General features: G+C 34.2%; 16 protein-coding genes and 1 pseudogene. 2 read left to right on the forward strand and 15 right to left on the reverse strand.

All coding sequences use genetic code 11. The features are described from left to right. Positions 1-4: 4 nt before the first annotated feature. The 13 genes from IGI52_RS07660 to IGI52_RS07720 form a co-directional block, all read right to left on the reverse strand. Positions 5-295 carry a PTS sugar transporter subunit IIB gene (locus IGI52_RS07660; protein WP_016181865.1) on the reverse strand — a complete coding sequence of 97 codons (291 nt, stop codon included), beginning with the start codon at positions 293-295 and terminating at the stop codon, positions 5-7. A 15-nt stretch (positions 296-310) separates the two neighbouring features. Then, positions 311-787, reverse strand: a complete 477-nt coding sequence (locus IGI52_RS07665; protein WP_311946234.1) for a PTS sugar transporter subunit IIA — start codon at positions 785-787, stop codon at positions 311-313. A 3-nt stretch (positions 788-790) separates the two neighbouring features. After that, entirely contained in the window at positions 791-2,869 is a 2,079-nt protein-coding gene (locus IGI52_RS07670) for a BglG family transcription antiterminator (protein WP_438780911.1), read from the reverse strand. A gap of 586 nt (positions 2,870-3,455) precedes the next feature. Continuing rightward, positions 3,456-4,619 (reverse strand): tyrosine-type recombinase/integrase, encoded by a 1,164-nt coding sequence (locus IGI52_RS07675; RefSeq protein WP_438780912.1) that lies wholly within the window; start codon positions 4,617-4,619, stop codon positions 3,456-3,458. Positions 4,620-4,674: 55 nt separating this feature from the next. Beyond that, positions 4,675-4,875 carry a DUF3173 family protein gene (locus IGI52_RS07680; RefSeq protein WP_438780914.1) on the reverse strand — a complete coding sequence of 67 codons (201 nt, stop codon included), beginning with the start codon at positions 4,873-4,875 and terminating at the stop codon, positions 4,675-4,677. Positions 4,876-4,889: 14 nt separating this feature from the next. After that, positions 4,890-5,030 (reverse strand): DUF3789 domain-containing protein, encoded by a 141-nt coding sequence (locus tag IGI52_RS07685; RefSeq protein ID WP_438780915.1) that lies wholly within the window; start codon positions 5,028-5,030, stop codon positions 4,890-4,892. A 663-nt stretch (positions 5,031-5,693) separates the two neighbouring features. Continuing rightward, on the reverse strand, positions 5,694-6,407 hold the full coding sequence (locus IGI52_RS07690) for a winged helix-turn-helix domain-containing protein (protein ID WP_438780916.1): 714 nt from the start codon (positions 6,405-6,407) through the stop codon (positions 5,694-5,696). Between the two features lie 320 nt (positions 6,408-6,727). Beyond that, positions 6,728-6,937 carry a hypothetical protein gene (locus tag IGI52_RS07695; RefSeq protein WP_438780917.1) on the reverse strand — a complete coding sequence of 70 codons (210 nt, stop codon included), beginning with the start codon at positions 6,935-6,937 and terminating at the stop codon, positions 6,728-6,730. Positions 6,938-6,958: 21 nt separating this feature from the next. Further along, positions 6,959-9,301, reverse strand: a complete 2,343-nt coding sequence (locus tag IGI52_RS07700) for a WxL domain-containing protein (RefSeq protein ID WP_438780918.1) — start codon at positions 9,299-9,301, stop codon at positions 6,959-6,961. After that, on the reverse strand, positions 9,298-9,723 hold the full coding sequence (locus IGI52_RS07705) for an LPXTG cell wall anchor domain-containing protein (RefSeq protein WP_438780919.1): 426 nt from the start codon (positions 9,721-9,723) through the stop codon (positions 9,298-9,300). Before IGI52_RS07705 ends, IGI52_RS07700 begins: the two co-directional genes overlap by 4 nt. A gap of 40 nt (positions 9,724-9,763) precedes the next feature. Next, complete coding sequence (locus tag IGI52_RS07710; protein ID WP_438780920.1) at positions 9,764-10,819, reverse strand: DUF916 and DUF3324 domain-containing protein; 1,056 nt, start codon at positions 10,817-10,819, stop codon at positions 9,764-9,766. A gap of 57 nt (positions 10,820-10,876) precedes the next feature. After that, a complete protein-coding gene (locus IGI52_RS07715; RefSeq protein ID WP_438780922.1) occupies positions 10,877-11,650 on the reverse strand; it encodes a WxL domain-containing protein in 774 nt (257 codons plus the stop codon). A gap of 353 nt (positions 11,651-12,003) precedes the next feature. Further along, positions 12,004-13,107 carry a tyrosine-type recombinase/integrase gene (locus tag IGI52_RS07720; protein WP_438780923.1) on the reverse strand — a complete coding sequence of 368 codons (1,104 nt, stop codon included), beginning with the start codon at positions 13,105-13,107 and terminating at the stop codon, positions 12,004-12,006. A 1,474-nt stretch (positions 13,108-14,581) separates the two neighbouring features. Between IGI52_RS07720 and IGI52_RS07725 the strand changes: the two are divergent. Then, positions 14,582-14,707: pseudogene (locus tag IGI52_RS07725) on the forward strand (IS3 family transposase); the annotation flags it as partial. Between the two features lie 580 nt (positions 14,708-15,287). On the opposite strand, the gene IGI52_RS07730 reads toward IGI52_RS07725, so the two are convergent. Together IGI52_RS07730 and IGI52_RS07735 are read right to left on the reverse strand one after the other, a co-directional pair. Beyond that, positions 15,288-15,980: an aspartate/glutamate racemase family protein gene (locus IGI52_RS07730; protein WP_438780924.1), complete on the reverse strand. Its 693-nt coding sequence runs from the start codon at positions 15,978-15,980 to the stop codon at positions 15,288-15,290. 248 nt (positions 15,981-16,228) lie between these two features. Continuing rightward, complete coding sequence (locus IGI52_RS07735; protein ID WP_438780925.1) at positions 16,229-17,383, reverse strand: pyridoxal phosphate-dependent aminotransferase; 1,155 nt, start codon at positions 17,381-17,383, stop codon at positions 16,229-16,231. A gap of 132 nt (positions 17,384-17,515) precedes the next feature. On the opposite strand from IGI52_RS07735, the gene IGI52_RS07740 reads away from it, so the two are divergent. Further along, positions 17,516-18,925: a PLP-dependent aminotransferase family protein gene (locus IGI52_RS07740; RefSeq protein ID WP_438780926.1), complete on the forward strand. Its 1,410-nt coding sequence runs from the start codon at positions 17,516-17,518 to the stop codon at positions 18,923-18,925. Positions 18,926-19,144 lie beyond the last annotated feature (219 nt).

A 19,144-nucleotide genomic window follows, 5' to 3' on the forward strand; every position in this document is an offset into this window, starting at 1 on the left:
TTTATTAATTGACAGATCGTGCAATTTCCAAGATTTTTTCATCTAGTTTATCAGCGCCTACTCCACTGATATATCCCAAGGCTGTAATTGCTGGTATTTTGTATTGAGTCGGTAAAATTGTTGTCGAGATAAGCATATCGGCCCCTTCTTGTTTAGATACCGCTTCGGCAATTTTAATTTGTTCAACATCCGCTTCAATGTTGTTATCCTGCAATAGATCTTCAATTCTTTTCATAACTACTGTTGATGTAGCTATTCCTGCCCCACAAGCTACCAATACTTTAATTTTTCTCATATTAATCGTCTCCTTTTATTTTTCAATTTTTTTAATTGCATAAAGTAATTGTTCTGAATCTTTTGCTGTTAAAACTTCTTCTAAAATATTGTCATTTTGTAGTAATTTCATTAATGATTGCAGCATTTCTAACTGTGCGTGTGGTTGATTTAATCCCAAAATGAAAATAACATCCGTATTTACTTTTTTATTTTTGTCCTCCATGCTAGTAAATTGAACAGGCTCCTTATTAGTAATCACTGCCACAAATTCGGTTAAAATACATTCAGCATCCGTATGTGGAATGGCTGCACCAAATTTTTCCAACTGAATTCCAGTCGGAAATGTCTCCTCTCGTTGTTTTATTCGTTCTAGAAAATCACTTCTGACCCATCCTAGATCTAATGCGTGTTCATAGACCTGTTCAAAAATTTCGATAGAATTCGAAAAAGATTCTTGAACAAAAATCAAAGGAGTCTTAACATAAAAACTTAATTTGTCACTTTTGCCCATCTCTTAGTTCCTCCAATATTTTTCACTAAAATCTACTAACAAAGTGCGTATTTCTCTGATAGATGTTGCTTCTTCTATTTTTTTTAGTTGTTCTGAACCTGCTAAGCTCATCAATTCAAAGATCAAATCAACATGTTTATCTTTATCATTAGAGGCCAACAGAACAACTGTGTGTACTTTTGATCCATTTTCAGTAAGTATTCCTTTCTTAACGATTCCCATACTGATTCCTACTCCTAGCGCTCCTGCTTCACTCATCGTATGCGGTAGACCTATGGTATTTCGTAAAACCGTATATTGAGGTAATATGGGCATCTCTTGTTTTAAAACCGTTACAAAATTTTTACTAATAACCTTTTGCTTCTCTAAAGGCCGGGCCAATTTATCAAGGAGTTCTGACCACTCTATGGCATCATCAAATATTTGGATCGTATCCATTTTTAATGTATCGATCAAATGAATACGTTTCTTCTCTAATCTCTCGAAATCTTTTGGAGTAAACAACGTTAATAGTTCGTGATATAAATTTTCTTCGTCAGAAATCACCGCATATTTCTTTATCAATGACATGATCTTTTCTGGATTTATAACGGTGTTTTGAGCTAGTGTCACTGAACGTAATACCCGTTCCCTTAACTGTCTCTTTTCTTGATCAGTTAAGAAATTATTTACGACGAAAACTGGTTTCTCTGTTTCCAGAGGAATAGCTGAAAAAATGAAGTCAACATCGTAATTATTTCGATAGAATTTTCTTTCAGAGATTAACTCTACAAAGTCGATTTCTGGTAATAAGTTCTGTAACGTATTCTTTAGCAATAGCGAGATTGAGATTCCATTCGGACAAACAATAATTGCCCGCCTTCTATTTTCATCTCGAATGATCTCCGTACTTTCAACAATATGACTGCCAATGAATAAAGAAATCAGGAATAATTCTGGATCTGGTATTTCCTCTCCAAAAAATGCCTCAAGAGGTTCACTAGACTCCTTCACTAAATAAAATAATGAAAACAAATCGGTGTCTTTATTCTCTTGATAAAATCGTGTTTGCAGATTTAGATGGTATTTAATGCGATAATACGCTGGCCTCATATGAATCAATAAGCGCTCTAACAATATTTCTTTACGCTCAACACTTAGACCAGATACTTTTTCAAAATTATTCAATACTTCAAATAAGGCTTCTTTTAAATTATCAATTTCTCTAACTGAAAGAATGTTTGCTTGCGATAGATTAGTTGTAAGCAATAACAAAGTTAGGTACACTCGTTCATTTCTACTTATTTCATCTACATCCCAAATAATGTGTTCCGCTGCCAAGAATTCTTTTGTATCAGCAAGTTCAAAATCATCAATTTTGAAATTATAGATTATTTGTTTCCCTCTTTTTGCCCTCCGAATAATTAGAATAATTAATAGTGGCAAAACCTTTAAGCGATCATCAGTAAATTGAATATTTAACTTTTCTTCGACTAACCCGATACGATTCTTGAAAACCTCAATTAGATCTGTATCAATTTTTGAAAATCGAATAATACAATTGATTCCATCATAAATATCTGCCAAATTCATTAAGGTTGCCGACAGTAGTTCTCTTTTATTCCATTCATCTCCATGGAAATAGTATCCTTTCTGTCGTGTATACTTTAGTTTCAGCCCATAATTTTCAATGTCTTCTGCGATTCTTTTTAAGTCTCGTAAAATAGTATTCCTGCTAACCTCTAATTCCACGATAAAATGATTTAACGAAAGATACTCTTCTTTTGCCAAAATCATTAATTCGATTACCCAGATTCTTTCTTGTCCAGAAAATACATAGTGCGCTTTCTTTTCACGTTCTTTTTCTTTACCACCTCCAAATACAGATACCACTACATTAGGAACTAAAAAATGACCTTTTTTTGTTCTTTTGATTTGTGGCAACTTTCCATCTTCTAGAAAATCGTTGATTTTTTTTAAAGCGTAATTCAATTGACTTCTTGATAGACCAAACCTTTCATATAAAACTTTACTAGTAACTTGGGGATTATTTATTAGTTCCATTAATATTTGGTTATTTCTATCTTCTAAGTTCATATTCATCACCCTTACACTCTCAAAATACTTTAAAAACGTTTTCAATTCTACAAACTTTGTTATCCAATAATATGCATACTTTGTGCAACATGAGCTTACACTACCTCCTTATTTGGTTTCCCCATAAAAAAAACAGGTGATTTCCCCTGTTTTACAACCTTTATATCAATTTTTCTTAAATCCTATTGAAATACGTTCAAAATCACAGTAGCTCAAGCCACTAAATACTATCATATTTTTGTTATCCTTACTGTTCAAAATCATCCCGCTAGTTATACATATTTCGCTTGCTCTCATCAAGCAAATTATTAAATCTCTCCCAGAAAAATATCGCTCACAAATAGATAGCATAATAAATATTTACATTTCTTGAATCAAAAAAAACAGCACATCTTTTTGACGATATGCTGTGTATTAATAGTTATATTTTTTTGTTTGAAGCTGTTTTCCTCAGTTCCCACACTACTTCCGATACATCTTAGATTGGAAGTGAGGTGCTGAAATCATTGACCTAATAGCATTCTCAAAGGCTCTGGTAGAAGTCTGGAAAACAATATTTAATAGATTGTTCGATTTTTTCTGAGATAAATTATCAAGAAATCATTGCGTCTAAAACATTGACGACTTTTTCGTCAGACTTAGCATAGAGGTGACCATATGTGCCGAGAGTTATTTGGATATTGGCATGACCCAATCTCTCTTGTATAACTAAAGGTTGAATGTGCTGGTCTACTAACATCGCAACATGAGAATGCCGCAACCCATGAAGTTTAATTGGGATAACTCCAGCTTTTTTAGCATAACCTTTCAACCATGATGAGAAACAATACGGTGGAGTAAAAGTTCCATCCAATTGACAAACAAATTCAAAATTACCTATTCGACTTTGCAAATCTCTCCATTCTTTCAATTTCTTAGAAAGATATTGTCCTATCCCAATTGTACGATATGCTTTTTTAGTCTTCGGAGTTGATAAATGCCAATCGTCTTTAGTTTTGTAAATCAAGGTCTTTTCAACTGTAATTTGTTGCCTTCTAAAATCTACTTGCTTCCATGTTAAAGCTTCTAATTCTCCGATCCGTAATCCAGTATAGAAGAGTACTTCATAGACAAGTTTCCGTTGCTTCAATTCCAATGAATCTTCCGGAATTTCAGCCATAACTTGCTTAAACTCTTCAAACTCCCAGAAATCGACCTTATTATTCTCTTTCGGAAAAGAAGACACATCGTCAACAGGATTTTTCATAATCAATCCTTCCTTAACAGCTCTATCTAGTATTATCTTTAAATGACCCAAAATACGATTGATATAATTCCTAGAGAGTGTCTTGATTTCATCTTTATTTCTTGAGTTCCTAGTCGCGGTTTGACTCAACTCATACATCCAATCCTCAATATCTTGAATGGTGATATCTCTAACTTTGAAATTGTAGAAATAACCCATCTTTTTTTCGAAGATAAACTTAGCATTCTCATATGTCTGACTTTTCACCTGCTTTTCATACCAATTAGTAAAGCGAATATGATAAAACTCCTTAAACGTCATTTGACTCGAATTACTTATTTTTGAAGTAAGGTTATAGTGAAACCCATGCTTGAGAATATAATTATCATATGCTCGCTTTGCTTCTATTTGTGATGGAAACCCTCGTTTCGTTTTCTGATGTCTCTTTCCATCCTCATCCATTCCCAGATAAGCTCGAAAGAACCATGTCTTTGTTTTCTTGTCTCGATAAATATTTGGATACTTAGCCATTAATTTCACCCTTTAAGTGTATTGAGGAATAAGCTTAACTTAATGTTACCGCGTTTCAACCAATTTGTATGCCGAATAATTTTTCCAAAATTCTGGCCGGTACAATGGCAACTTGTCGATTATAATAGAAGCTTATTCCTTCAATATTTGCTAAATATTCTTTACATTCTTTAATGATTTGTTTTGCTTGATAAGGCTTAAACCCTAATTCGATTAAGTCTTTAGCACTCACCATCTCTTCAAAATTTTTTGTCATAAATCCTCCAAAGTCTAGAAGTCAGATTTACGTTTTTCAGTATTAAATTCTGCCATTCTTCGATCAGTTTCACCAGCTAACTGTACCATGCACATTGTCGCTACACCGATGAATCCTCCCACGAAAAATAGTAGTAATCCGATAAATATATTCATCTTATCCTCCTTTTGTGTTCTTGATATTGTCAGGCTTCTTCTTTGCTATCAGAAGAACATAGGATTTTCACCTCTCCGCTTTTTATGCCGAGCTTCACAGAAGTCTCATTATGCTTTCAAAAGTCGTTGCATCATATTGGCCTATGATAGACAGCAATTAGTTTTCCGCTCAGTAACTCGTCTTGGCGATAATCCTGTCTTGGCTCGTTTTGAAAGTTTTAGTACCTGACACACAGTATTCAATTATCAATGAACGATTAGTCCTTACATTGAATACAAACACTATTAAGTTTTCAAAATGAAACCTGTACTCTGTTAAAAATCAAAAGAGTGTATTAAAGGAAGATATATTACTAGCAAGGGCTAATTAAAATAAAGAGAAGTTCTTTGAAATACATCATTTTCTTTTAGGGGAATCAGTATTTTATACTTTTAAAGGCCAAACACTTAATTGTGTCTGGCCTTCGGAAACTCTTTCTTTTATATGTAATCTTGCCATCCAATTATTATACAAAAAGAAAAAATTTTTTTTCAATATTGAAATAGTGTTCAGTTCTTAATAATTAATCTTTCATATTCCAGTGGTTCTAAATATTATTTTAGATCCTAATATATCAAATATTTAAATTTGCTACTTATTCACAGTATAAAACTATGAGACAATTACTTATTCGCATATTTTAAACTGCTTGATTCTACATATAATTGATCAGAAACAGTATCATGTAATTTGTACCCTTGTCCCCAACACGTTTCAACAATGGGCCCTTCTATCCCTTGAGCAGATAACTTATCTTTCAAATGCTTCACTAAAACTGATAATTGTGACATGGTAGAATTACATTTTTCTCTTCCCCACATTTGAAGACATAGGTTTTCTCGTGATACAACTCTTTTGTCCTTTTGGTAAAGAAGCATGAATAGTTTCATTTCTCCACTACTCAAATGGATATTTGATAAAGGGCGTCTTTCGAACGTTTTGGGCAACACAATAATTTTTCCTTCTTTTACAATTCTGTCTTGGCTCATTTTTTCTCTGAGTGCCTCGATGCTTGGACTCTCTTCAATCCAATCATCTATTCCTTGTTCACCCCATTCTTTTAATTGATCCTCATCAATTTCTTCATCAGATTTTCTAAGAATTTTCAGGTGAATATGTTTCAATTTCTCAATTAATTCTCTTACCTCTTTATTAGCAATGGTTTCACTCAAAACTACATGTGTAAACATTCTTAAAAACTTACCGTTTGAATTTTCTAATATGAACATATCTATTAAGTTTTCCGAGGTGAAAACCTCATGGCCTAATAACCTTAATTTATTCTCAAATGATTGCTCGTTTAAAACATTTTTTGTTAATAGTAAAATTTGACTCATATTAATCCTTCTTTCTAATCCTCCAGTAATTGGAAAATAAAATTATTTTTGTCAACGTACTACTGTTTAAACTTTTAATGATTGTATAACAGCTTATGTAAATACTCATCATAACAATTAGCAGTCATAAATAAATTGGCTGCACTAAAATAGTAACGATTTATCATTATACGGACGGGTTAATCACCACAATCATCATTTAGATTACGTGGAAATCTTAACCACATCCGCAAACGGACTATCTAGAATTTATTGACCCTATTTTAATAATTGCCAACACTAGATAGTGTCTTTAACAAATGAAATACGAGTCGTTTCATTTAAATTTGTTCTTGAATAGCAAGATAAAGAAAAATCGTAAGTAAAAACCATCCTATGGAGCAAATAAGTAACAAGCCATTTGGAATGAGATACTTCACTTTCCTAATTTGGTTTCTTTCGCAAAACATGATGTCTTTCATTGATACTACAAGCGCTCCAATGAGTAAAACAATTCCCATGATACCCGAAAACCAAATATAATTATTCATACCTTTACTCCTTTGTTCTTTTTAAGGTGCGTCTGTTAATGTCCAAGTCAAAGCCGACTCATAAGTTTTTCCAGCAACTCCGCTATTCGCCGGGAGAGTAAGTTTTACATTATTCAATGGTATTCTAGCTTGCCATGTGCCATCTCCAATTCCAACAGGGCTGTGCATGACTAGAACATCTGTATTATTTGATACAAGATGCACATTACTATTGATTGTTGGAATACTACCACTAGGGCTAGGATCTATGGATTCCGTTGCTGTTTTAGGGTTATTTACCTTTTCCAAATTCGTTTTAAAATCCATTGTTACTGCACTGCTCAATGTACGAGATGGATGAGAGGTTTGCCTGAATGTATCCAGTTTAGCCGTTAATTTCCAACCAGGGATACTACTTCTTTCGTCAAATAGACGGACAAACAATCCATCACTTATTGTATGACTAGCATAAGAACTCATATTTAATGAGGCTGTCTGCGAAAAATTATTAACAACAACATCCTCGAACGTAAACTTATTTGGTATATTTTCCAAGCCAATATCTACTCCAGGAGGAATTGGTTTGGAGTCCTTATCCTTAATTCTCACATTTCCCCGAGCCATATCTTGAGAAACTTTGGCAGATTTTACACTAATCACCGTTCCATGATATGAGTTTGGCAGTCCAACGTGCTGGGTTTTAAACTGAATAGTGACTTCACCACTAGGTCCAATTGTTGGAATCGAGTTTCCTGTCCAAAAAGAGTCTGGTTGTGGCGTGCCATCTACTACCGTGCTCCCTGCAACGTAATCTGGTACAGCTAGCAGACGCATTTCATTATCATCTAAATTGATAGGATCAGCCGAGGTGTTTTTCACTTTAGCAGTCCAAGTGACTAAATCCCCACTGTCAATAAGCTTGGTATCTGGAGTCATGGTAATGCTTCTAGCAGGTGTTGACTTTTTATAAATATACTTGAAGTCAGTGTTTTGCGTCATTTTTTCATTTGGCTTTCCAGCGCGAGGAGTATTTGCCCCTGGCATTTCAGTATCTTTTAACCATCCCTGATATACATAATAGTCTCCGTTGGATGCTTTTATGACATTTTGAGGATTTCCTGTAAATGTCGAATCTAAAGGCACTTCTTGAGACGCAGTGTCATGAATACCTGATTCTAACGATCCCCCAGAATTATTGTAGTACTTCTCAGTCTTCAATACGTGAGAACTATATACAACCGTTACAGGGAATCCTTCATTTTGCTTAACGGGTACAGTGATTGGATGAGCAGTATTTAGAGTTGTTGGTTTCTTCCAACCAGTGTACCACCCTTCGTAGTTATAGGTGATTCCTCCTGCGACATATTTCATTGGAACATCGGTTTCTTTTGGTCCAACGACGTTTGTTCTACCAAACTCATATAATGTCGTCGGAGTGTTTATATACCACTGTCGGTAGTTCCAAAAACCGCTTGGAGCAGTAATCGTATCACCTTTTTCATTCACGATATACTCTGTTATATAGTTATAGTTAACGGTATGAGAGTATGGATTTGCAGGTACATAAAAGGTCATCGAAACCGGTTCTCCAGTTGTAGTATGATAGCTGGCTGTTCCTGCATGGTTGACGACCCCAAGCCACGATTGATCTGCTTGCTTATACAGATTAACAGGATTACCCGCGATAGGGCCGATTACAACGGAGGTATCAGGATCTCTTGCTGGATAAGAATTCCCTCCCCAGTAACCGCTATATCTAGTACCGCCAAAAAAGGAGTTTGTGTAGTTTTCAGTAATTGAAGTGGCTAAGCCTAAATTTTTTATCCTAATATTACATCCAACTGCAACGTTACTGTACCCACTTGGATATGACAATGGAAACTGATACGGATAGTTCATTACACCTTCATAAAGCTGAGAAACACTATTATATACAAGATGGATGTCCCAACGAAGCATAGGTCCCCCTCCAACAGAACTGTCTTTCAACTCTAAAACAACGTCCAAATTTTCTACCGGGGCTCCCGTTGGATACTGAATCCTGAAACTAACATTATAATTTGATATATACATGTGTTCAGGTCGAAGTGGTTGTCCTGCAGCAAATGGAGTGATTTTAATGTCCTCATCTTCCTTTTTTTCCTTGACTATTTTTTCTTTTTCACCACTGGCTTTAGTCGTTTCCTTTTTCCCTGAGGATTCTGTGGTATCTGGTTCTTCCAGACTTTCACTTGGAGACAGCGTTTCCTTTGAACTTTCCTTCTTCTCCTCAGTAGTAGCTTCACCAATCTCATTGGCATACGTCCTATGATTTATAGGAAATATTGTGATTAATAGAGCCATAAGTAATGAGACTAGAATCACTTTTTTCATTGGTTTCTTCATAGTCTTCTCCTTTCATAAATACGATTTAATGAATACGCACATACAACAAGGAGTAATCCCAATACTAACCATAAACTGCTTTTTTTATCACCTGTAGAAGGCAAAATCTTACTGTCCCCTTCTGACGTAGGAATATTTCTATTTGTCCCTCCTCCAGCTCTCGGAGAATTCGGATTAGTGTAAATACTATCTGTTTCACTGCTCTTTGAACTTTCACTGCTAATCGATGAGCTGCTATCTCGAGTATCAGTAGATTTAGTATCTGAAGAAGAAGTGCTACTGCCAGAACTGCCTTCAACAAATCCAACTCCAACTTCTGTTTCCCCAATTACTGTATTTGGTAAGCAAACACCGCCTACCATTATTAATAGTATTGCCAACGTCAAAATCCGAAAAAAACGTCCCATTTTATTTTTCTTCATTTCTTCCCCTCACTTTCACTCTTAATCCTGGCTTTAAGAATCATTTAGCCACTTTAGTACATCTGACAGTCCTAAAAATTAAGAAGCACACTAGCAAGATAGAGAAGATTCCACAGATTAATGCCCCTTGCTTCCACCAATCGGGTAAAATCAATTTGAAAACTGCTTGGTTGTTCATTTTTTGGGCAGTTTTGGCTGATATCTCAAATTCTTGTTTAAATGACCATTTTTTCTCTTTTACTTTCGCATACCCCTCAAATACATATGTTCCAGCCGTTATCGTGTCTTTTCCCCAATCAATTTGAAATGGCAAGAAGGAATTGGGAGCAATTCTCGCACTATCAATGGCGTGTTCAGCAAGAACTTTTCTGCTTCCCTTCTTAGTTACTTTTCCATTCAATCTTACTGAATCAAACGTTTCAGGATTAGGATTCTGAATATGGGCTTCAATTACCTTGCTCCCGTAATCAACCATTGGTTTCAACTTAATTAATTTCAGTTCAGTATTACCAAAAATATTCGTATTCTTATCTTGAACCAAAGCAATCCCACTAACATAACCATAACGATTAGTAACAGACATTCCTTTTTTGGTGCCCTCTTCAGAATCCTTCATACTAATATGAACTCCTCCAAGAATTAATCCTTCAAAACTTTGATTATTCAACTTAATTGTTAAAACGGCCTCTCCTTCGCCCCATGCTGGAACAGTAACGGTCTCATTATCTGGCTTTACAATTTCCGTAATCGGTAACTTCATTGAGGAATCTAAAGATGTTTCAAAATCGTCATAGACTACAATCCCGTTTTTATTCGTCTTTGCAGAATTTATTTTTACATTATAGGTTTGCTCTTTTTCGGAATTATTATATATTTTCACTTTGATTTTTTGTTCATGATCTTTTCCAACTAACAAATGAAAATAGCTTTTTGCTTGATCCACTTGATTTTCAGGAATTTCAGCATGAATTGTGAATCCAGCTCTTTGTTCAGTATCAGTAATCTGTTTATTATCTTTTGCATTTCCTTCTAAACAATAAGAAAATATCCCAATAAATAAAAAGATGAATAACCCCATTTTAGTTAGTTGCTTCATAAGACTCTCCTAAAAACAGCTGAAGATATTCTGGTATCTCCAGCTGCTGTTATTCGTTTAAATTGCGTCAGTCAATGTCCAATCAACTGTTCCTGAATATTGTTCTCCAGCTGTAACGGCATTCATCGCTGTTGCGGGTACAACTAAATTGATATTTGTATATTCCGTTTCCCAATAACCTTCACCTCGTCCATCAGCAGCTCCTGATGATGTTTCTGCTGAAGCACTAGCAACTACAGAAGAAGCCGTACTAATTGAAACTGAAGTAGGGACAGTGTCCGGAGCATGAACACCACTACCAACAGTTGTAGGTGTTTTAGCCCAAGTTGTAGGGTTTAATTCATTTAAGCTTTGACTCATTTGAATCGTTGAACCGGTCAGCGGTTTAGAACCTGCCGCTAAATCAGATGATAGCTTCGCTTCCAATTTCCAGCCAGCCGCACGCGTACCACGAACATCTCCTACCGCAACATGTTTTGTTGTTGGATTTGATCCCGCAGCCCCGCTAGTATCACTTGCTGGACTACCTTCCCAGTTACTATCGATCGGAATAGACGTATTCGTTGTTACAGTAGCTGTTGGAACTGCTGTTTCTTGGAAGTTAAACTCTTTTGGCACGTACAGCAATCCAAAGTCTGACGCAGGTGGAGTCACCGGCGGTGTGATAGGCGGTGTAATTGGTGGTGTAACAATTGAACCAGACTTAAATGAAACAGAGGCATCTGAAGAACCATTAAAGGTTGCCGCACTTGCTGTCACCCCTGCGTTCACTAGAATACTACTGGCAAGGGCAGTCCCCAATAAACCAGCTACGATCTTACTTTTTTTCATCTTTTTTCTCTCCTTCTCTTTTGTGAGATTTTTATATCAAATGCCCATGGCAGTGATACCGAAATAGTAAAACAAAAGCATTTCACAAAAGTCTTAAAATCAGCTACACTAGTTTTACTTGTTTTACAAAAAAACAAGAAAATAAGAATATATACTGCGAATACGGTATTTCTAGAGCTCTTGACCATTATTTGACGGTATAAAATTTTTTTAGACTATTAACTATCTCTTTATTTTATTTTTTTATCAAACGTTTATGTATAATTTGAAATTTGAAAATAGTCGTCCTCCAGGAAAGCGCTTACTCTGATTTCAAAAAAAGAATACACCAATTTTAAAAAATAACGATTTTTTTATTTTTCTAGTGATCTAATAATTTTGATCCGTTGTTCAATCAATGAATCAGCATATACATCTAATGTCATCTTTGCAGAAGAATGACCCAACAGTGCACTCACAGAGGCTATATCATAGTTTTTCTCTAAACAACGTGTAGCGAACGTATGCCTCAATTGATGAAAATGAACTCCATTTAGTTTGGCTTGCCTAATCATTCGATGGAAATAGTAGGTTAATAACCTTGGTTCGCATGGATTAGAACCAGAAGAAAAAACAAAAGGTGTACTACTCTCCTGTCTCTTTCTTTTTAAACGTTCACATATTTCTCTCGTCATGGGTATAGTTCTCTTAGAGGCATTTGTTTTAGCTTCTTGGTAAACTAGTTGGGTTCGTTGTACATCAGAATGAAAAAAAGGAATACGCTGATAGGTATGCTCCACGGAAATAGAATTACTTTCAAAATCAACTTGATGCCATTTCAATGCAGCTATTTCTCCGATTCTCATTCCTGTTTGAAGTGCCATTAATATGGGTAATCCTTTGTAATCAGAAGCATTTCTTGCTACCTCTTCAAGCCTTCCCTGCTCATCTTTATTTAATGAATGCACTTTTTGCTTCTTTTTTTTGGGTAGCACAACTTGAGAGCAAGGATTAAATAATAGTAAATCCCTTTTTACAGCGGAAGCCAAAATTCGTTTTAAAAGTTGAAAAACTACTTGAATTGTTCCAAAACCTAGTTTCATATCAAACCAATTATTCACTAAATCTTGAATCTTACCTGTAGTTAACTCATTAACTGCATGATCACCTAAATGAGGTAACATATAATGCTCAATTTTGTGCCGATAACTTGAATAAGTAGATGGTTTTAAAGTACTCTGAAAATCATCTAACCAATCATATATCCATTTACTAAACGGGCTTGCACACATTCCATGAGATAATACTCTTGAAGCATATTCAACTTTTAAAGGATATAATTTTTGTTTAACTTCCTGATAAGTTCTACCATAGACCGATCCATACTTTATTTTCCCATCTATTTTTCTTCCCTTCTGAAATCTTCCTTCCCAACGTCCATCTTTTCTTCTATAAATGTTTTCACCACGTCTACTCAAATTTATTCTCCTCTCTCACTGTGACGGCTCAAATGACGGTACATATCTCACAACTTATTTGTCAATCATTTATTAAAATCATTAAAAAGGCTAGTATTAATCGAAACGAAACAACTTATTTTATTTTTTTAAAAAAAAGGTTGCTTGATTAATCGATAAATATTATAATTAACTAGAAAGTAACACAAAAAGTGACTGAAAGATGCTGTACAATTCTTTAATTGAGTCTGATTAATCTTGTTTTTTTGTAAAACAAGACTAACAATAGAGAAAAATAATAACAAATATCACCAGAATATTCCTGAGCTTTCAAATATTTCAAATAAAAAAAATCTTATTTTTTATTTAAAAAGAAGCCTGTAGCTTTTATACCGACCTCCAAAAGTTAGACAAAAATCTAACTTCTGGAGGTCGGTATTTTTATGGCTATATATAGTTTTAAAATCAAGCTAAAAATTGTTCAAGAATACCTCAAAGGAAAGGGACAAGCGTCGTATTTATCAATGAAACACGAGGAAAGTAAAAAATACAGGTATAAAATGGATAAATGCCTATCTAGAATTCGATAAATGAGAGCTACTTCAAAAACGACAAAATCAAAATTATTCTGTTCTTTTCAAGTTGGATGCGATAAAGCTATATCAAACAAGTAAGGTGCCCTATTGCGAAGTGGCGAATCATTTAGGAATAAATAATCCTGCACTAATCTTCAACTGGGAAACCTTTCGAGCAGAATGAGAATAGATATGCTCTCAAAAGTAGGTGCATTCTCTTCAGATAGAAAGTTTCTTTTTTAAATTGAGAAAGTCGCAAAAAAAGAAAGCTCAACAAAGAAGAACGAATCATCGACAATTTCCGAGGATCATTCAAATTAGTTGAGCTTCTTGAAACTTTGAAAATTTCCAAAGCGAATTTTATATATGACAAAAAAGGGTTGATTGAGAAAATCCAGATCAAAAAATCAAAAAATGCTTAAGTTAAGAGAAAAACATGAGAATTATGACTGTTTATATATGACAAAAGAATTTCGAAATCAAAGCTTTCATGTAGTAAGAAGAAGGTTCATCATTTGATTCTAAAACTGAAAATTGAAGTCCGATTTTTCTCGAGAAAATCTCTACAATTCTACTCAATTCTCTATCATTAAAAGATTACAACAGGTGCAGCAGAATTAAAAATATTTTGAGTTGGACCAGTCTGGTATTGTTCGTGAAAAGAAACTCTATTGTGACCAATTTCTAGATAAGCTTAACAGCGAGATTTACTCTTTCTCTAATCCTATTTCAGAGAAACCTAATGCATTGACAAGCGGGAAAACTTTAGATGTGTCTATCCAAGAAACTGAGTAAGGTATTCGCACCTACTCGGGATCCTTTACGGTTACAGAACATACTTTGGAAGATTTTATGTTCTTTCACTTTATGATTGTAAGCCTTCATTTGACATGCCTAGCCTTGATCTGAATAGAACGGTAAATAATTCAATCATGGAAAATTTTTTCAGTCTGTTAAAACAGGAAATCTATCATACCTTTGAAGAATTGAAGCAAGTTATTTATCGCTATATCCATTACTACAATCTTGAACGTAAGAGAGGTTAACTCAATTGGCAAAGTCCGTTAGAATTTAGAGAATCGGCTTAGAACAGAATTATCAATAGATACAAAGAAAAACAGAACATTTCTTTCCACTCCAAAAGAAAGTCTAACTTTATGAGGGCACTAATTTTCGATGGTATACTTTTGCTATTTTTAAATATCTGTACACGTATCCGTATGAGAGATTTACACAAGTATATCGTTATAGTGGCATTTGCAAGAATTTTTGAACGCCTTCAACAAGAAGGTTCAATTTTCTAGGCTAGCGATTCTTATAAAATTATTGATACGTCAAATATCCTATCTCGGTTTATCATTTGTAGGCATCTCCAGGTTGTTTAAAGCTTTACTCATTTTAGACATTTCAATTTTATTCTCATTATTTAACTCTCGCAATAAGAATGTATCGTATAGTTGTGTAAGTACATATCAAGTTTTTTTCAATGTTTACTTAACAAGTAGTTCTTATGAGCTCCAGATACACATTTTTTTATCAATTACGAACTTAACACATAATTTTTTTAAAAAATAACATATTTCAACATTCAGTAAAACTTTTTATGCTTACAACTTTTACCAACTCTTATTCGATTATTTCAGAAACGAGTGCTTCTACATGAATTTCCGAAGTATCTAGACATGGAACAGAAGTAATTTGACTATTCAAAATTAGTGGTAGCTCTGTACATCCTAAAATAACAGCTTCTATCTCATCTTCAGAATACATTCTATCAATAATCTGCAACATTCTTTTTTTTGTTTTTATGTTTAATATGCCCAGTTCTAATTCTTTTGATATTTTTTCATCAATAAAATCCATCTCATCTTTTTTTGGTATAACTATATCCATTCCATGATTTAGAAATGGAGTCTTGAAAAAATCTTCTTTCATAGTAAAAATAGTGCCCATGAGTCCAATTTTGTTGATTTTCTTTTTCTTTGCCTCCATTAGACATGTGTCTACAATACTAATTAAAGGAATTGATGATTTTTGTTCAACCTCATTAAAAACAATATGAGGCGTATTTGCTGTAAGTACCGCAAAATCAGCTCCACCATTGACTAAAGTATCCACAGCATCTGAGAGATAATTTGTGAGCTCTTTGAAGTTACCCCTTTTACATAAATCTAAAACCTTGAAAACATCAATACTTTCAATTATAAGTGGTGGGCAAAGTTCCTGACCTATTTTCCTACGAACTCCATCTACAATCTTTTGATAATATACAACAGTAGACTCAGGACCCATACCACCAACTAAACCAGCTTTTTTCATAATAACCTCCATAAAAAAACAATATTAGATTGTATACCTTACAATAATTATTTAATCTATAACATTTTACAATTTCCAGTAATTCATAATACCTTCCAACTTAAAATCCCTTAAAAAAAAGCAGCTCAAAATACTTATTACTCTTTAAAAAATTATTAGTGAGTCTTTTGTATATGCCAGAATAATCCGATACTAAGTTACTTTTATTAAATCTCATCTACTGTATAGAAAATATTATAAATACGATTTTATTTATCTGTATATTTCGATAAAAAATTTGAAATTCGGACAACCGCTTCTTCTAACTCCTCTAACGATACAGCAAAGGATATTCTAATATGACTGTCCCAATCCTGACCAAACGCAACCCCCGGGACTACTGCAATCTTTTCATCCTGTAGTAATTTCATAGCGAAATCTTGACTAGAAAGGCCGAATTTACTAATATTAGGAAACATATAAAAGGCACCCTCGGGTTCAAAACAATTCATTCCCATTTCAATTAATTTATCATACAGATATTTTTTCCTTTTTTGATAGGCTCCTTTCATCGCATTAGTATCCTTTTGCCCGTGCTCCATTGCCTGTATTCCAGCAAACTGACTGATCGAAGTTGAGCAAACAACTGTATATTGATGAATTTTAATCATTTGCTCTATAATTCTAGCATTGCCTAATGCATAACCAACACGCCATCCAGTCATAGCAAAACTTTTAGAGAATCCATTAAGTACTAATGTTCTTTCTTTCATTTCTGGTAAATCTGCAATACTAAAATGTTTTTTTTCATATGTGATATCACTGTATATTTCATCAGAAAGAACAATAAGGTCATTCTTTTTTATTATAGGTAAAAGTCTCTCTAAATCGGCTTTTTCCATAATTGCTCCACTTGGATTATGTGGGTAAGATAAAATTAACACTTTGGTTTTACTAGTTATAGCAGATTCTAGTTGCTCTGGCTGCAATCGAAAACCATTTTTTTCAGATAGTTGGATGGCTATTGGCACTCCATTAGCTAATTTTATACAAGGCAAATAAGAAACAAATCCTGGCTCTAAATAGATAACTTCGTCCTCAGGATTAACAAGTGCCTGTAATGAAAGAAATATTGCCTCACTTCCTCCGACTGTAATCATAATTTCAGTTTCTGGATTGTATTTTTGATAATACCTTTTGCTAATTGCGTTTCTTAATTCAAGTAATCCTGCATTTGGAGTATAATTTGTTTCACCTTTAAATAGGGCTTCAACTCCTTTATCGATAATATGGCTAGGAGTTGCAAAGTCCGGTTCACCAACACTAAGTGATATTACATTTTTTAACTTAGCCGATGCGTTTGAAATAATCCTAATACCTGATGGTTCTATATCCATCACTTTCTGAGAAATTTTCCCTTCCATTTTGATTATTCACTCCTGTTCTAATATTAAATTGTAAGTACATGAAATATAGAACATAGTTTACCATTGCTTTTTTTTATTTGTGCATATAAAATTGTATGCATGACAATTTTATTAGGTGGGAGTCAATTTATGTCCGTGAACTCTTTTGAAAATTTTCCATTGTCGTGGAAACCAGATATTTCTAGCTTAAAATCGCCAATGTATGCTTCACTTTCAAGTTCTCTTGAAAAATCGATATTATCTGGAGCATTGAAACCGAACACAAAATTACCTCCACAACGAGAACTCGCTGATTTCTTGAATATCAATCTTAGCACAGTAACTCGTGCCTTTAAGATTTGCGAAACAAAAGGACTAATTTATGGAATGACCGGTAAAGGTACGTTTGTATCTCCTAATGTGGATTTATCAAATAGATATTTGGATAGAAATAATTTCACAATTAATTTAGGGTTAATAAAGCCTTGCTACAAACTTGATGCTATTATCACTAAAACCACCAAAAAAATCTTAAGAAGCTGTGATTCAGATATTTTGTTTAAATTTGATAATACCCTAAATTCTGATAATAAAGCTAAAGCTTGCTTTTGGCTCTCAAATTTTGGGATTTCTCCTACTCCTGAAAGTATTGTTCTAACTTCAAGCACACAAAATGCACTAGTAGTGACTCTCCTATCTTTATTTAAGCCAGGAGATAAAATAGCTGTTGACAATTATACTTACCCTAATTTTATCTCTTTGGCTAAACAACTTAATATTCAATTAATCTCAATTGAATCGGATGTCCATGGAATGCTTCCTGATGAATTAGAGAAAAAAAGCAACCTACTGAATATTAGGGGCGTATTCTTAATGCCTTCATGCTCAAATCCGACAGGAACTACATTACATCTTGATCGCAGAAAAAAATTAAGTTCTGTTATTCAGAGACATGATCTCTTCCTCATAGAAGATGATACATATGCATTTATTTCTGAACACTCTATACCACCCATGGCTACACTCATTCCTGACAATACTATTTACATTCATGGAGTATCAAAATCATTAGCCTCAGGAATTCGATTAGCCTTCCTAATTCCACCAGATGATTTACGATCATTATTCATACAAACTTCTACCACTGTAGATATAGGGGTATCTCTTCTTCACTCAAAAATCATTAACGACCTTATAGGTTCTGGGGACGCGAAAAAAATTATTGAAGGCAACAAAAAATCATCAAGAAAGAGAAACAAACTTTACAAACAAATTTTTGTAGAAAATGATATCGTGAATATCCAAAGCTTTTTTCAATGGCTCCCACTTCCTGTTGGTTATTCTGGTCGAGAAATCGAGTTGGAGGCAAAAAAACTAGGAGTAGAGGTCTTCTGCTCAGATAGATTCTCCGTTGGAGATTCTAATAAGAACTCTTTCTTAAGAATTTCAACTTGTACTCCTTGTTGTATGAGTGAGTTAGAATGTGGTCTGAAAACTATCCACGATCTTTTAAAAAAAGAGCCCCCCCAAAAAAACAAGCCTTTTTATCAAAGTTATTAGTTGTTGTTCACATATTTTTCTTAACTCTTTCAGCCAATCCAAAGGTAATGGAATAAATCCTCCTTCACCTTGCACGGATTATTAAACTGTTGCAGCCACATCTTCTGGCAAAATACATTCTGAAGGTTCAGTTTAACTGTTCTTCTTTTGGTACTGGGAAACGAAAAGATTACGGATATTCCGCTCGGTGCTCGCCAGAAGTAACATGTCTAGTGCTTT

Origin of the sequence: Enterococcus sp. DIV0187 (assembly GCF_051713785.1) — a bacterium.
GTDB classification, from domain to species: domain Bacteria; phylum Bacillota; class Bacilli; order Lactobacillales; family Enterococcaceae; genus Enterococcus_A; species Enterococcus_A avium.

Coding starts and splice junctions, on each gene's coding strand:
- IGI52_RS07710 (WP_438780920.1), bottom strand. CDS start 10,819: ATGAAGCAACTAACTAAAATGGGGTTATTCATCTTTTTATTTATTGGG.
- IGI52_RS07695 (WP_438780917.1), bottom strand. CDS start 6,937: ATGAATAATTATATTTGGTTTTCGGGTATCATGGGAATTGTTTTACTC.
- IGI52_RS07685 (WP_438780915.1), bottom strand. CDS start 5,030: ATGAATATATTTATCGGATTACTACTATTTTTCGTGGGAGGATTCATC.
- IGI52_RS07730 (WP_438780924.1), bottom strand. CDS start 15,980: ATGAAAAAAGCTGGTTTAGTTGGTGGTATGGGTCCTGAGTCTACTGTT.
- IGI52_RS07700 (WP_438780918.1), bottom strand. CDS start 9,301: ATGAAGAAACCAATGAAAAAAGTGATTCTAGTCTCATTACTTATGGCT.
- IGI52_RS07670 (WP_438780911.1), bottom strand. CDS start 2,869: ATGAATATGAACTTAGAAGATAGAAATAACCAAATATTAATGGAACTA.
- IGI52_RS07690 (WP_438780916.1), bottom strand. CDS start 6,407: ATGAGTCAAATTTTACTATTAACAAAAAATGTTTTAAACGAGCAATCA.
- IGI52_RS07680 (WP_438780914.1), bottom strand. CDS start 4,875: ATGACAAAAAATTTTGAAGAGATGGTGAGTGCTAAAGACTTAATCGAA.
- IGI52_RS07665 (WP_311946234.1), bottom strand. CDS start 787: ATGGGCAAAAGTGACAAATTAAGTTTTTATGTTAAGACTCCTTTGATT.
- IGI52_RS07675 (WP_438780912.1), bottom strand. CDS start 4,619: ATGGCTAAGTATCCAAATATTTATCGAGACAAGAAAACAAAGACATGG.
- IGI52_RS07705 (WP_438780919.1), bottom strand. CDS start 9,723: ATGAAGAAAAATAAAATGGGACGTTTTTTTCGGATTTTGACGTTGGCA.
- IGI52_RS07735 (WP_438780925.1), bottom strand. CDS start 17,383: ATGGAAGGGAAAATTTCTCAGAAAGTGATGGATATAGAACCATCAGGT.
- IGI52_RS07660 (WP_016181865.1), bottom strand. CDS start 295: ATGAGAAAAATTAAAGTATTGGTAGCTTGTGGGGCAGGAATAGCTACA.
- IGI52_RS07715 (WP_438780922.1), bottom strand. CDS start 11,650: ATGAAAAAAAGTAAGATCGTAGCTGGTTTATTGGGGACTGCCCTTGCC.
- IGI52_RS07740 (WP_438780926.1), top strand. CDS start 17,516: ATGTCCGTGAACTCTTTTGAAAATTTTCCATTGTCGTGGAAACCAGAT.